Origin of the sequence: Sphaerisporangium album, from assembly GCF_003323745.1 — a bacterium.
GTDB classification, from domain to species: domain Bacteria; phylum Actinomycetota; class Actinomycetes; order Streptosporangiales; family Streptosporangiaceae; genus Sphaerisporangium; species Sphaerisporangium album.
Map to the genome: position 1 here is coordinate 42403 of NZ_QOIL01000006.1, position 13976 is coordinate 56378.

General features: G+C 70.5%; 14 protein-coding genes. 5 read left to right on the forward strand and 9 right to left on the reverse strand.

What is annotated here, in order from left to right:
- Positions 1 to 78 precede the first annotated feature (78 nt).
- Entirely contained in the window at positions 79 to 1116 is a 1038-nt protein-coding gene (locus DQ384_RS12235) for a suppressor of fused domain protein (protein ID WP_114028887.1), read from the forward strand.
- A 5-nt stretch (positions 1117 to 1121) separates the two neighbouring features.
- On the opposite strand, the gene DQ384_RS12240 is transcribed toward DQ384_RS12235, so the two are convergent.
- From DQ384_RS12240 to DQ384_RS12265, 6 genes are all read right to left on the reverse strand, one after another.
- A complete protein-coding gene (locus DQ384_RS12240) occupies positions 1122 to 2036 on the reverse strand; it encodes a phosphatidate cytidylyltransferase (RefSeq protein ID WP_245966415.1) in 915 nt (304 codons plus the stop codon).
- Between the two features lie 320 nt (positions 2037 to 2356).
- Positions 2357 to 2914, reverse strand: a complete 558-nt coding sequence (gene frr, locus DQ384_RS12245; RefSeq protein ID WP_114028889.1) for a ribosome recycling factor — start codon at positions 2912 to 2914, stop codon at positions 2357 to 2359.
- Positions 2915 to 2923: 9 nt separating this feature from the next.
- Positions 2924 to 3622, reverse strand: coding sequence for a UMP kinase (pyrH, locus tag DQ384_RS12250; RefSeq protein WP_220182907.1), 699 nt, complete (start codon positions 3620 to 3622; stop codon positions 2924 to 2926).
- Between the two features lie 129 nt (positions 3623 to 3751).
- Positions 3752 to 4585 (reverse strand): translation elongation factor Ts, encoded by an 834-nt coding sequence (gene tsf / locus DQ384_RS12255; RefSeq protein WP_114028891.1) that lies wholly within the window; start codon positions 4583 to 4585, stop codon positions 3752 to 3754.
- 121 nt (positions 4586 to 4706) lie between these two features.
- On the reverse strand, positions 4707 to 5678 hold the full coding sequence (gene rpsB / locus DQ384_RS12260) for a 30S ribosomal protein S2 (RefSeq protein WP_114028892.1): 972 nt from the start codon (positions 5676 to 5678) through the stop codon (positions 4707 to 4709).
- A 301-nt stretch (positions 5679 to 5979) separates the two neighbouring features.
- Positions 5980 to 7440 (reverse strand): CoA transferase, encoded by a 1461-nt coding sequence (locus DQ384_RS12265; protein WP_181871167.1) that lies wholly within the window; start codon positions 7438 to 7440, stop codon positions 5980 to 5982.
- Between the two features lie 547 nt (positions 7441 to 7987).
- Here DQ384_RS12265 and DQ384_RS42150 point away from each other — a divergent pair.
- Positions 7988 to 8359: a M23 family metallopeptidase gene (locus tag DQ384_RS42150; RefSeq protein ID WP_220182908.1), complete on the forward strand. Its 372-nt coding sequence runs from the start codon at positions 7988 to 7990 to the stop codon at positions 8357 to 8359.
- A 47-nt stretch (positions 8360 to 8406) separates the two neighbouring features.
- Here DQ384_RS42150 and DQ384_RS12275 read toward each other — a convergent pair whose 3' ends face one another.
- Both DQ384_RS12275 and DQ384_RS12280 read right to left on the reverse strand, forming a co-directional pair.
- A complete protein-coding gene (locus DQ384_RS12275) occupies positions 8407 to 8853 on the reverse strand; it encodes a nitroreductase/quinone reductase family protein (RefSeq protein WP_114028894.1) in 447 nt (148 codons plus the stop codon).
- Between the two features lie 139 nt (positions 8854 to 8992).
- On the reverse strand, positions 8993 to 9424 hold the full coding sequence (locus DQ384_RS12280) for a cupin domain-containing protein (protein ID WP_114028895.1): 432 nt from the start codon (positions 9422 to 9424) through the stop codon (positions 8993 to 8995).
- 398 nt (positions 9425 to 9822) lie between these two features.
- Between DQ384_RS12280 and DQ384_RS12285 the strand changes: the two genes are divergently transcribed.
- From DQ384_RS12285 to dprA, 3 genes are all read left to right on the forward strand, one after another.
- Complete coding sequence (locus DQ384_RS12285) at positions 9823 to 10176, forward strand: YraN family protein (protein WP_114028896.1); 354 nt, start codon at positions 9823 to 9825, stop codon at positions 10174 to 10176.
- Positions 10177 to 11724 (forward strand): YifB family Mg chelatase-like AAA ATPase, encoded by a 1548-nt coding sequence (locus DQ384_RS12290; protein WP_114028897.1) that lies wholly within the window; start codon positions 10177 to 10179, stop codon positions 11722 to 11724. It begins immediately after the preceding gene.
- A 389-nt stretch (positions 11725 to 12113) separates the two neighbouring features.
- Complete coding sequence (gene dprA / locus DQ384_RS12295; protein WP_114029190.1) at positions 12114 to 13241, forward strand: DNA-processing protein DprA; 1128 nt, start codon at positions 12114 to 12116, stop codon at positions 13239 to 13241.
- A gap of 386 nt (positions 13242 to 13627) precedes the next feature.
- On the opposite strand, the gene DQ384_RS12300 is transcribed toward dprA, so the two are convergent.
- On the reverse strand, positions 13628 to 13951 hold the full coding sequence (locus tag DQ384_RS12300) for a DUF2469 domain-containing protein (RefSeq protein ID WP_114028898.1): 324 nt from the start codon (positions 13949 to 13951) through the stop codon (positions 13628 to 13630).
- Between the last annotated feature and the right edge of the window lie 25 nt (positions 13952 to 13976).

The window sequence follows — 13976 nt, forward strand, 5'->3', positions numbered from 1 at the left end:
GCACTGCACAGCCCCTTGTTGTGATCTATTGCGATCCACGGCCGAACGGGAGACGTCCACCGGAAAGGCGGATAGGCGTTGGGCACCACCGATGTCGTCCTCACCGACACCAGCCCATATGGCAGTCGCACGGTGACCGTCGAGTACGAGGGGGCGTCCTCGGTAGCTTACCTGCGCGGCGCCGACGGCGGGATCCACGGCGCCGTGTGGCTCGCCAACCATGGACAGGCGCCCCCCTCCGTCGACCTGGACCAGATCGGCCGGGGCCACGCCCCCGTCATGCCCGTGGCCAACACCCGCGTCCCGGAGGGCACGGCGCCGTTCACGGCCGCCGAGCTGGAGGTCCTCTGGTTCGAGGAGGGCGACGGTGCGGCCCTGTATCGCAACGGCGATCTCCTGGCGGTCATTCCCGGCTGGGCGGACCTGGAGCGCGGAATGCCCGGGTACGCCAGGGACGCGGTCGGCGAGTCCCCCTTCGCATGGTCCCTGGACGAGGCCCTCGAAGGGTTGGCCCCACGCATCGCCAAGGCCCGTTCGTACTGGGAATGGCGTCACGGCGACGGCGCGTGGCAGTCGTTCCAGCAGTTCGTCATGAGCCATCTGGACTCGCGGGTCGGCCCGCCGGCGCGGTACTGGGACATCGGCGGCGACCGGCTCCCCACCGTGGGCATCACCGAGCGGCCGCAGAACGGCTACACCGTGCTGTCGACGGTCGGGATGAGCTGCCAGCGCATGCCCACCGTGGAGCAGTACATCGACCGGCCCGACGCCTACACCCGCATCGAACTGGCCATCGCGACACGGGGAGAGCCCGCGGAGGCGGCGCAGCTGTTCCTGTGGCTGGCGCGGTACCCGTGGCACTCGATCACCTGGCTCGGGCACGGCCACACCGCCCGCTGGTACGGCGCCCCGGCGACCTTCCCGCTCGGCCGTGGCCATGAGGGCGTGCTGATGCTGGACACCGTTCCCGGGCTGCCCGACCTGTCGGGGTTCGCGTTCGGGGGCGACGAGGTGCGGTGGCTCTGGCTGATCCCGCTGACCGACCATGAACTGCGGATCGCCGCCGAGCGCGGCCACGAGGCCCTGGCGCTGTCGCTGCCCGGACGAATCCCCTGAACCCCTCAGCCGGGGAGGAAGGCCGCCAGGAGCAGCCACATCGGGACGAGCGTCGCGAGCAGGGAGTCGAGACGATCCATCAGGCCGCCATGGCCGGGGAGCAGGCTGCCCATGTCCTTGATGCCGAGATCGCGCTTGATGACCGACTCGACCAGGTCGCCGAGGGTGGCGCACACGGCCGCCACGACGCCGATGAGGGCGCCCTGCCAGTACTGGCCGTCGAGCAGGAACCGCATCATGAGCGACCCGCACAGGACGCAGGCGAGGACGGATCCGGCGAACCCCTCCCACGTCTTCTTCGGGCTGATGATCGACATCTTGTGCCTGCCGAACAGGATGCCCGCGAAGTAGCCGCCGATGTCGCTGCACACCGTGACGGCGATGAACAGCACCACGCGGTCGGACCCGTCGGGCTTGGCCAGCATCAGCGGCACGAACCCGGCGATCAGCGACGGATACACCGAGGTCAGGACGCTTCCCGCGGCGTCCCTGACGTAGCCCTCCGCGCCCTTGAACATCCGCTCGCAGAGCAGCACCAGCACGGTGATCGTGAACGCGCCCAGCAGCCAGATCGGGCCGCCCCAGTACGCTCCGGCCAGCATGGCGGCCAGGCCGGTCAACTGGAGCTTCATCGGCACCTGGATGTCCCGGACGCCGAACGCGCGGATCATCTCGACGACGCCGACGCCGACGGCCGCCACGAGCACCAGCAGGAACAGGGCCTTCTGGGTGTAAAGGGTGCCGATGACGGCGGCTCCCAGCGCGAGGCCCACGCCGATCGCGGCCGGGAGGTTGCGGCCTGTACGGATACCGCTCGGCTTACCGGCCGGGTGCTGCCCGCCGGGGTCGCCGGCGGCCTCGTCGTGCGCGGTGCCGTTGGCCCGCGCCCGCAGCCGCGCCGCGGGATCGCGATGCTCCACCCGGCTGGAAGCGGTCCCGAGGTCGCCATCCCTCGCGGGGGAGGCGTCGGCGCCCCCTTCCGGGCCTTCCATCCGGGCGCCGGGAGCCGCGGGCGGACGCGCCTCGGACCGCCGACCTGGGGCAGGACCGGTACCGTCCGCCGTCGTACCTTCCACAGTGTTCCCACTCTCGTACCGCCGGCCACGCTCGGCGGCCCACTACGCCTGACCCGCCACAAGGACGGGGAGGGAGCGCGATGGGGCCCAACGCGGCGAGGGCGCCCCACCCGCGGCAGGCACCGGAGTGGCAGCGCCCCTACCTGACTGCGGCCGCTGCGCGCTCAGACCTCGAGCAGCTCGGCTTCCTTGTGCTTGAGAAGCTCGTCGATCTTGGCGACGTGCTTGTGCGTGAGGTCGTCGAGCTCCTTCTCGGCGCGGCGGACCTCGTCCTCGCCCGCCTCGCCGTCCTTGACCATCTTGTCGAGGGTCTCCTTGGCGTGGCGGCGGATGTTGCGCACCGAGACCCTGCTGCTCTCGGCCTTGTTCCGGGCGACCTTGATGTACTCGCGGCGGCGTTCCTCCGACAGCTCGGGGAACACCACGCGGATCACCGCGCCGTCGTTGCCCGGGTTCACCCCGAGATCGCTGTCGCGGATGGCCTTCTCGATGGCGCCCATCGAGCCCTTGTCGTAGGGCTGGATGATGACCATGCGGGCTTCGGGGACGTGGAACGAGGCCAGTTGCTGCACCGGCGTGGGAGACCCGTAGTAGTCGACATTGATCTTGTTGAACATCGACGGGCTGACCCTGCCGGTGCGAATCGTCGCGAAGTCCTCCTTGGCGACCGCGACCGCCTTGTCCATCTTCTCCTCGGCTTCGAAGAGGGTTTCGTCGATCACAGCGGCTCCCTATTTCCCTGCCGGACTCACCAGCGTGCCGATCTTTTCACCGCGGACCGCCCGCAGAATGTTGCCCTCGCCCATGAGGTCGAAGACCACGATGGGCAGGCCGTTGTCCATGCACAGGCTGATCGCCGTGGCATCCATCACCCCGAGGCCCCGCGTGAGGACCTCGCTGTACTCCAGCTGGTCGAAGCGGACCGCGTCGGGGTTCTTTCTGGGATCGGAATCGTAGACCCCGTCGACCTGGGTGCCCTTGAGCAGCGCCTCCGCGCCGATCTCCAGCGCGCGCTGGGCGGCGCAGGTGTCCGTGGAGAAGAACGGCGAGCCGAGCCCCGCGCCGAAGATCACCACGCGCCCCTTCTCCAGGTGGCGGATCGCCCGCCGGGGTAGAAAGGGCTCGGCGACCTGCTGCATCGTGATCGCGGTCTGGACGCGGGTCTCGATGCCGCGCTTCTCCAGAAAGTCCTGCAGGGCGAGACAGTTGATGACCGTGCCCAGCATGCCCATGTAGTCCGCGCGGGCGCGATCCATGCCGCGCTCGGACAGCGCGGCGCCGCGGAACATGTTGCCGCCGCCCACGACGACGGCGACCTGGACGCCCTCACGCACCGCCTCGGCGACCGAGTCGGCGAGCTTGGCGACCACCACGGGGTCGATTCCCAGCGGCTCGGCGCCCGCGAACGCCTCGCCGGACAGCTTCAGCATGACGCGCTTCCATCGAAGCGGCCAGTTGTACGACGAAGCCGCCGGCGTAGCGGGTCGTTGGTTCTCCTGCACGGCGGCGGCCTCCTCGGTGACGGTTCTCAGCTGGTCAGCTTCCTCTTGGGGCTAAGCCTATGCCTGACCGACCTTGTAGCGGGCGAAGGCCAGGACCTTCACGCCGGCCTCGGACGCGTACTTGCCGATCGTCTTCTTCGGGTCCTTGACGAAGGACTGCTCGACGAGCGTGAAGTCCTTGTACCAGCCGTTGATGCGGCCGTCGACGATCTTGCCGATCGCGGCCTCCGGCTTGCCCTCCTCGCGGGTCATCTGCTCGAAGACCGTGCGCTCCTTCTCGACCACGTCGGCCGGGACGGAGTTCGGGCTGAGGTACTTGGGGGCCATCGCGGCGGTGTGCTGGGCGATGTCCTTGGCGACCTCGGCGTTCGGGCTGTCGAGCTGGATCAGCACGCCCACGGCCGGGGGAAGCTGCGGGTCGGTCTTGTGCATGTAGGAGACGATGTAGCCGCCGTCCAGCACGGTGAACCGGCGGACCTCGATCTTCTCGCCCAGGGCCGCGTTGGCCTCGTCGAGGTGCTCCTTGACGCTCTTGCCGTCGATCTCGGAGTCGAGCAGCGCGGGCACGTCGGACGGCCGGGAGGCGAGGATGTGGCCGACGACGAGGGCGGCCAGCTCCTGGAAGCGCTCGCCCTTGGCGACGAAGTCGGTCTCGCAGTTCAGCTCGAGGAGGGCGGCGAGGGAGTCGCCCTCGTGCTTGACGGCGATCAGGCCGTTGGAGGCGGTGCGCGTCTCGCGCTTGCCGACGTCCTTGGCGCCCTTGACGCGAAGGAGGTCGACGGCCTTGTCGAAGTCGCCCTCCGACTCCTCCAGGGCCTTCTTGCAGTCCATCATTCCGGCGGCGGTGAGCTCACGAAGCCGCTTGACGTCGGCCATGTTCACGGAAGCCATTGTCTTTTTCCTCGTCGAGTGTCGTCGTGGGTCGGGTGGGTGCGCCGCGTCAGGCGCACCCACCCGGAAGGAGCCTTGCTGGCCGTACGGTCGTCGATTCCCGTACGGCCTGACGCGAGCCTCAGCCCTGCTGGTCGGTGCCCTCGGTGCCCTCGGCGGCCTCGGCGGCCTCGGAGACCTCGGGAGCGGCCTCCTGCGCCGGAGCCTCGGCCGGAGCCTCGGCGGGGGCCTCGGCAGGCGCCTCGGCGGCAGCGGCCTCGGCGGCGGGCGCGGCGTCCTGGGCGGCGGCGTCCTGGGCGGCGGCTTCCTCGTCCGTGCGCGCGAGCAGCTCGCGCTCCCACTCGGCCAGCGGCTCGGCGACGGCGGCGCCGGACGGCTTGTCGTCGCCGCGCGTCGCACCGGCGCGGGCCATCAGACCGTCGGCGACCGCGTCGGCGATCACGCGGGTGAGCAGGCTGACGGCGCGGATCGCGTCGTCGTTGCCCGGGATCGGGTAGTCGACCTCGTCGGGGTCGCAGTTGGTGTCGAGGATCGCGACGACCGGGATGCTCAGCTTGCGGGCCTCGCTGATCCCGATGTGCTCCTTCTTGGTGTCGACGACCCACACCGCGCTGGGGACGCGGGCCATGTCGCGGATACCGCCGAGGGTGCGCTCCAGCTTGTCCTTCTCGCGGCGGCGCATCAGGAGCTCCTTCTTGGTGAGCCCGGAGCCTGCCACGTTGTCGAAGTCGAGCTCCTCAAGCTCCTTCAGACGCTGAAGCCTCTTGTGGACGGTGGAGAAGTTGGTGAGCATGCCACCCAGCCAGCGCTGGTTGACGTACGGCATGCCGACCCGCGCGGCCTGCTCGGCGATGGCCTCCTGGGCCTGCTTCTTGGTGCCGATGAACAGGATGGTGCCGCCGTGGGCGACCGTCTCCTTGACGAAGTCATAGGCGCGGTCGATGTAGGACAGCGACTTCTGCAGGTCGATGATGTAGATGCCGTTGCGCTCCGTGAGGATGAAGCGCTTCATCTTCGGGTTCCAGCGACGGGTCTGGTGCCCGAAGTGAACACCGCTCTCGAGCATCTGCCGCATGGTGACGACGGGGGCCATGAGTATGGTCCTCCTGGGTAGAGCGCCGTTGAAGGCGCGTGCCTCGGTTGTACGCGAAGGCCTGCGGCCTCCGCCCTGACGCCCTGAGTCGTCCTATCCGGGTCGGTGACCCGGACCGAGAGGACGATTCGCCTGTGGGCGTGCGAAGTCGGCCCGCCTGACGAGCCACCAAAAAGTGTACCCGGAACCCGGCCTCGCCCCGGCCACGCGGACGAGCATCCTCACCCGCCGGTCAGAGCGCGGTCAGCCTGTTCGCGGTCGTTCCGGGGCCTCGCCGAAGATCGGTACGGCGAGAGGCGGGTCACCACCAGGCGGGCGGATGCTCGGCCCGGCGGGGCGGCGGCGAGGTCCAGTACGGCCTGAGGTCGCCGATGGCGCCCGGCGCGCGGACGTAGGTCAGCCTTCCCTGCGGGGCGTCCATCTCGTCCAGAAGATCCGACGGGTCCGGCTCGGCGACCTGGCCGCCGTCGACGCGGCCCAGCCCGTCCAGCCACCGGGCGACGCGGGCCAGGGACAGCTCCACGTGCCAGGAGCCGCCCTCGGCGCGGCGTCGCAGGAGGCCGGCCAGGGCTCCCAGGGCGGCCAGCCAGCCCGCGGAGTGATCCAGGACCTGGGCGGGCAACGGGACGGGCCGATCGCCGTCCCCGCCCTCGTGGGCGATCCCGCAGGCCATCTGCACCAGGCTGTCGAAGCCGCGTCGTCCCGCCCACGGGCCGCGCGTCCCATAGGCGGATATGTCGACAGATACGATGCCCGGCCTGATCGCGGCGAGATCCTCCGGGCCGAACCCCAGCGCCGCCAGCGCGCCCGGCCGGTACGCCTGGATCAGGACGTCCGCGCCGGCGACGAGTTCCCTGAGCGCGGCGACCCCCTCGCGCGTCCGGAGGTCGATCTCGCACGACCGCTTGCCGAAGGCCGTGCTGACGACCAGTCCGGGCACTTCGGGCAGGTGCGCGGCGCCCACCCGGAGCACGTCGGCCCCGTGGGCGGCGAGCGTGCGGCTCGCCACCGGACCGGCGATCACCCTGGTCAGGTCCAGCACCCGGATCCCTTCGAGCGGACGCCCGGCCGCCGCCGTGGCTCCGCCCCGAGGGTCCGGTGCGGGGACCCCTGAGCCCTCATGGTCCAGGCGCCTGATCGCCACCAGCGGTGTCTCCGCCACGGCGGCACTCTGCGGGTGGGCGTCCCACTCCGCACGGCTGCGCATGGCGGCCGCGCAGCCACCCGCCTCGGTGACCGCCTCCTCCACGCTCAGCGCCATCCGGCGGGCGCAGGCCTCGGCGACCTGCTCCTTGTCCGCCTCCAGGGGAAGTCCCAGCGCACGCAGGGCGGCGTCCCTGTGGTGGTCGAAATTGCAGTGCAGGCGGACCCACCCGTCGGCCGTGCGGTAGTCGCCCGACAACGGCGCCCACAGGCCCCCGGCCTCACCGTCGATACGGAAATAGCGCTCGTCACGAAAGGCGATCGCGGCCTCCCGCACGTCGACGGTCACCCGCTCCGCCGGAACACGACCCGCGTCCGGCGCCGGCGGGCCGCCGCCGAGGAATCCGTCGGGCGACCTCTTCGAGGCCGCGAGGCGGTCCCGCTCGGATCGCAGGACCAGCGCGACGGCCGCGGTCACCGCCCCGACCGTGGCGGCGGCCGCCGTCCCGACCCTGAAGGCCGAGGGCAGGACCGGATCATCGCCTGTCACGTGGACGGCGGGGAGGTCCAGCCCTACCTCGGCCCCCAACTCCCGGACGAGATCCGTGATCACCCTCATGCCCTCTCGTTCCTGGACATCGCCGCCCACATGAACTCACCCACTCCCGCGTGCCGCGCGACCTTCTGTCAGGGCCTGTCACGCGTCCTGGGCACCGGCATCCCGGCGCTTCCGCGGTTTATCCACAGAATCACGTTCAGCCATCCGTGCGCCCGGCCCTATGAGCCAGTGTGCTCGGGTGCCTCATGCCCCGATCCGCCCCATGGTGGTGTTCCTCGTCACTGTCACCGTCGTCGCCTCGGTGGCCGCTCCGCGATTGTCCGTCGCCGTTCGGGCCGTGGCTCCCCAGCCGGGCCCTGAGGCGTCGGCGTCCTCCGGGAGCCCGCCCGCGCTCCCGGCGTACGAGCTTCTCGGAAGCCTCCGAGACCAGGCCGGCTCTTCCGGCCCACTCGCCCCGCACCGGAGGGACGGTCCCGGCAAGGCACGCCAGCTCGACCCGCCGGATCCGGACGGGCCCCGATGGCGGCTGCCGCTCGACGTCCCCTACCGCCAGGCCCTGCGCCGCTTCTCTCCGCCCGCCCGGCCATGGTTCGCCGGTCATCGGGGTGTGGATCTCGACACGAAGCCAGGGCAGGCCGTACGCGCGGCCGGCGACGGAATCGTGGGTTACGCGGGTCCCCTCGCGGGTCGCGGCGTCGTGATGATCGTTCATGCCGAAGGGCTCCGAACCACTTACTTGCCGGTTCGCGCGTCGGTCCGGCGTGGGCAGGCGGTGCGACTCGGCGACGTCATCGGCTCGGTGGAGCAGAGCACCGGCCACTGCCCCAGCTCATGCCTGCATTGGGGCCTGATCAGCCGAACCCGCTATCTGGATGCCCTTCTCCTGATCGGCCTCGGCCAGGTACGCCTCCTGCCGAGGTGGTCGCCCTCCCCCGACGTCGGCGCGCCTGCCCCGTATCGCTCCCTCCTGCCGCCGTGACGCCGAGGGGCCCGGCCGCAGGGTCGCCCGATCTGGCCGGGAAGTGCTCAGTCCGTGTACTCCACGATGACGAGGGGAATCTCGCGCTCGGTTCGAGATTGGTGGTCCGCGACGCCGGGGTTGGCGGCCTGGAGGACGCCGAACAGGCGCTCACGCTCGGCCCCCTGGGCGGTGGTGGCGATGCCCTGGAAGGTCTTCACGACACCGGCGTCGGTTCTTAGCTCGATGGTCACGTGCGGGTCGGCGACCAGGTTGTGGTACCAGGCGGGGTGGGACGGGGCCGCCATGGCCGACGCCCAGAGGACGATGCGGCCGGGACCGTCACGCAGGAAGCCGAGGGGCGTCGTGCGCGATCGTCCGGTCCGGGCACCGGTGGTGGTGAGCAGGACGAGCGGCACGTCCCTGAGCATCTCGTTCTTGACCAGCCCGTTGCCCGTGCGGAACTCTTCGATGATCGAACTGTTGAAGGCGGACTGGTCGTGAGGTGTAGACATCGGCCGCTCCCCTGAGGTCATGATCGCTTGAGGTCACCACGCTACCCGCTCGGCCGAACTCTTCATCAACACACGATCGGCGGGGCGAAAATACGCGATCGGCCAGTCGAAACGTGAGCGCCACGGGCCGTCCCCGCCGTCACTGGAAGTCGCAGCCGGGGTTGGGAGCGTCCTGCGACAGCGGGCTGCCGGCCGGATCGACGTAGACCACGTCGAGGATCACGGGTCGAGGGCCGAGGTTACGTCCCAGGTGCACATGACCCACGCCGCTCGGCTCGACGAACTCCGCACCCGGCCCATGGACGTTGTCGAGCGCGCATGTGGCCCCGTAATGGCTCAGCATCCCCTGTCTCACCCTCACGTACAGCGTGCCGTCGTGAAAGTGCCAGCCCGTGCTCCCGCCGGGCTGCAGGGTGATCTCGCGCAGGATGTAGTCCCTGCCGCCCACCGTGATCCGAGCGATGATCGTGCCGGTGACCCCCGTGCCGGGACTGGCGTCCGCGGCCCCGCCAACGGACGAGAGCCCCGCGACCATCACGCCGACGAGCCCGGCCCGAACCGCGATGCGCATGCGCGTCTCCTCCCTCGCTCCGTTGACGACGTCCCACGAAGATCCTTTCGGCGCGACCGCCTGGGCGGGCAACGGATCGGTCTCGTACCTGTCCCGGCCAGTCGACCACGTCGCGGCGACTCGGCGCGGCCGTTCGCCATGTCAGCGCATCAGAACGACCCGCGGGTGCCCTGAGCGACCCGCTTGCCATCCGAGTTGTCCACAGCCCAGGCAGCCTCCGCCTGGCCGAAGAGCTCGCCCGCCGCCCCGCCGGCACGCTGACCTGGACGGACACCGCGACCGAGCCTTCCCACCCGGCCACCGAAACCGAACGCCCCTCGGTCCGTTGTCCCCAGAACCCGGTTCTACGGCGAAGGCGGCGGGCGGACTGCGCGAAGGTCGCTGCCGGAGGTGGTCACATGGCCGCGACACACGAGCTCGGAAGATACGGCGAGCAACTCGCCGTCGATTATCTCCGGGCGGCCGGTTTCAAGATCCTTGATCGCAACTGGTCCTGTCACGAGGGGGAGATCGACATCCTCGTCCGTGACGGATCCGTGCTGGTGGTCGTGGAGGTCAAGACCCGGTCGGGCAGGAGCCACGGCACCGCGTTCGAGGCCGTGACCCCGGCGAAGCTGGCGCGGCTGCGCACACTGGCGGCCCGCTGGCTCAGCGGCCAGCCCGAATGGTTCTCCGCCATCCGCATCGACGTGGTGGCACTGGAGCGCTTCGCCGGTGAGTTCTCGATCCGGCATGACCGGGGGGTTTCGTAAATGGCCGTCGCCCGTACGCGCTGCGTCGCGCTGGTCGGCGTCAGCGGTCACATCGTCGAGGTCGAGGCCGACGTGGGCCACGGCATCGCCGGCGTCAGCCTGATCGGCATGCTCGACACGGCGCTCAGCGAGGCCCGCGACCGGGTCCGCTCGGCCGTCATCAACAGCAGGTACGCCTGGCCCGACGCCCGGGTCACGATCAGCCTGTTTCCCGCCAGCCTCCCGAAGCGGGGCAGCCTGTTCGATCTCGCCATCGCGGTGGCGCTGCTGGGCGCCGCCGGTCTCGTCCCTCGGGAACCGATATCCCAGCCCTTCTTCCTCGGAGAGCTCGGGCTGGACGGGACGGTCAAGCCGGTGCGCGGCATCCTGCCCGCCGTGATGGCGGCGGCGGAGGCCGGTGCCCGTTGCGTCGTCGTGCCGACCGCGAACGCCGCCGAGGCCAGCCTCGTACCAGGGGTGGACGTCGTGCCGGTGCTCAAACTCGCCGAGCTGGTCGAGTGGCTGCGCACCGGCGATCCGGCGAGCAAGCCGACTCTGGCGAGCGCGGGCGCGCCGGTGTCGTGGGCTGATCCGCCTTCTCCCGGCGAACCTACGCTCGACCTGGCGGACGTCGCGGGCCAGGCCACGGCGCGGCGCGCACTCGAGGTCTGCGCCGCGGGCGGGCACAACCTCTGGATGCTCGGACAGCCCGGCACGGGGAAGACCATGCTCGCCGAGCGGCTCCCCACCCTGCTGCCCCCTCTTGACCGAGACCAGGCACTGGAGATCACGGCGATCCATTCGGTCGCCGGCGCCCTTCCCGCCGGGCGGCCCTTGCTGACGCGTCCGCCGTTCATGGCCCCTCACCACACGGCCACGATCGCCGCCATCGTCGGAGGCGGCAGCGGAGTGATCCGGCCGGGCGCCGTCTCGCTCGCTCACCGCGGGGTGCTGTTCCTTGACGAGGCGCCCGAGTTCCCGGCCCGGGTGCTCGACTCGCTGCGGCAGCCGGTGGAGTCGGGCAAGGTGGTCGTCGCGAGGGCGGCGGGAACGGTGTCCTTTCCGGCCCGGTTCATGCTCGTGCTCGCCGCCAATCCCTGCCCCTGCGCCCAGCCGTCCACGCCCGAGAGCCCATGCCAGTGCACGCCCACCCAGCGGCGGCGCTACCTGGCCCGTCTGTCCGGGCCGCTGGTCGACCGCATCGACGTCAAGGTCCGCCTGACGCGTTCGACCCGGCGCGAGCTGCTGGCGGACCGGCAGTTCATCGAGCCGAGCGCCGTCGTGGCCGGGCGCGTCGCGCTGGCGCGGGAGCGCACGCTCAAGCGGCTGGCCGGAACGCCGTGGCGGTGCAACGCCGAGATACCCACGGCGGCCCTGCACGGAGATTTCCGGCTGCCCGCGTCCGCGATGGCACCCCTCTATCGCTGTCTCGACACAGGCGAGCTCAGCGCGCGAGGCCTGGACCGAGTGATCCGCGTCGCCTGGACCCTCGCCGACCTCATTGGCAAGGAAAAACCCGACATCACCGAGAGCACCACCGCTCTCGGCCTATGGCTGGGGGCCGAGTGAACACCACACCATTCACCGATGTCGCTCACCCGCATCCCCACCGGGACGACCCCTCCACAACGTCGCCGAGCGTAGCCAATGCCGCTCCTGAGAGCCCGGCCGACGGTGCACCGCTGGACGATTCGGTCGCAGCGGGGACAGACGGCGGCACGGAACGTGATCAGGGGGCGGAAGCCGTGTCCGACGACCTTGGCATGACGGTGTCGGACGGCCATGGCATGGCGGTGCCCGGTGCCGTTGGTGCGACGGTCGCCGATGGCCGTGGCAACGGGGGGGTCGATGGCCATGTCGTGGCCGGCGGCGTGTCGGCTGATGTGGCTGGGCCAGGGGGCGTCGCCGTGCCGACTGGTCTTCGGTGGGATGCGGTGCGGCTGGCGAGGGTCACGTTGATGCGGGTGGCGGATGCCGGAGACGCGGTGATGGGGCGTCTCGTCGCCGAGTACGGGCCGGAGGGCGCGCTCGGCCAGGTACGGCGTGGCCATCTTGATACGAGCTTCGTCGAGGAGTTGAGCCGTGGGCGAGGCCGCGCACCGGACCTCGCTCGCATGCTGAGCGGATGGCGGGCGCGGCTCCTGGTCGCCGATCCGGTGGCCGACCTCACCGAAGGGCACGATCTGGGCGCCCGCCTGATCATGCCCGGTGATCTCGAATGGCCCACGCAGTTGGACGACCTCGGTCCCGAGAGGCCGTTCGGGCTCTGGCTCCACGGTGACGCGGATCTCCGCTTCTCCTGTCTCCGTTCGGTGGCCGTGGTCGGCTCCAGGGCCGCCACTCCGTACGGCACCCATGTGGCCGCGGAGTTCGGCGCCGCCCTCAGCGAGGCGGGGTGGACGGTCATCTCGGGTGGTGCCCATGGGATCGACGCGGCGGCACATCGTGGGGCCCTGACCGGCGAGGCCCGGACGATCGCCGTACTGGCCTGTGGCGCGGACATCGCCTACCCCGCCGCCAATCAGGATCTTTTCGCGGCCATCCGGGCGAGGGGCGTCGTGGTCAGCGAATCGCCGATGGGCGTCCGGCCCACACGGCTTCGCTTTCTCGTCCGCAATCGGCTGATCGCGGCGCTGTCCCGGGGGACGGTCGTCGTCGAGGCGGCCGTGCGGAGCGGAGCCCTCAACACCGCCGGCCACGCCGTCGCCCTCCGACGTCACCTGGCCGCCGTGCCTGGCCCGGTGACCTCGGAGAACTCCGCCGGCTGCCATCGGTTGATCCGGCGGGCGGAAGCGGTCTGCGTGACGTCGGCGCGGGAGGTCGTGGAGTTGGTCGGAGCGGTAGGAGACGATCTCGCGCCGGAGCCGAGAGGCCCGGTCCTGCCCAGGGACGCCCTGGACGAGGACACCCGCAAGGTGCTGGAGGCCGTCCCCGCGCGCGGGGGAACCGGTCCCGCGACGATCGCCCTGGATGCCGGGCTCGACCTGATGACCACTCTGGCCTGCCTGGGAGCCTTGGCCGCAGCGGGCTACGTCGAGCGCGCCCCCCGAGGCTGGCGTATCCGAAGACCGACCCCCATCCCCTGACCCACCAACCCGCTCCGGTGACCACCGACAACCGTGAACCTCGACCGCCACCTACAGAAGGCGGTCGACTCACAGGCGCTGGTCGTCCGCAGAAAACACGCGACAGCACCCACGGTGGGGTGGCGGTGGACAGGGCCGTCGGCGCAGCGTGTGGTCGGGTGCGCTTGTGGCCCGGCTCCACGGGGTGGGCTCGATGTCGGGGACGGGGTGAGCCGGAAGCGGACGGTGTGCGCGCCCGGGCTGTTCCAGATCTCGATGGTCGCGTACTCGCCGAACAGCGCGGGCCAGGCCTACTCTGCGCAACCTTGAACGCCTGCATGAGGCGTCGTGCCGGTTGCTCGGGTGCTACCGACGGGGTGGTGTGGTGTCCTTGGGCGGGAGTTGGGTCAGGTGGAGAAGCCTTCCTTGGGCATTTCCAGGTCGGGCTTGGCCAGTTCTTCCACGTTGACGTCCTTGAAGGTGACCACGCGGACGTTCTTGACGAACCTGGCGGGGCGGTACATGTCCCACACCCAGGCGTCCTGCATCTTCACGTCGAAGAAGACATCACCGTTCTCGGCGGTGCGCACGTCGAGATCGACGGAGTTGGTCAGGTAGAAGCGCCGCTCGGTTTCGACGACATAGGTGAACAGGCCCACCACATCGCGGTACTCCCGGTAGAGCTGCAACTCCATTTCGGTCTCGTATTTCTCGAGATCCTCTGCGCTCATCCCGGCCCTCCACTTCCCTTCCTCC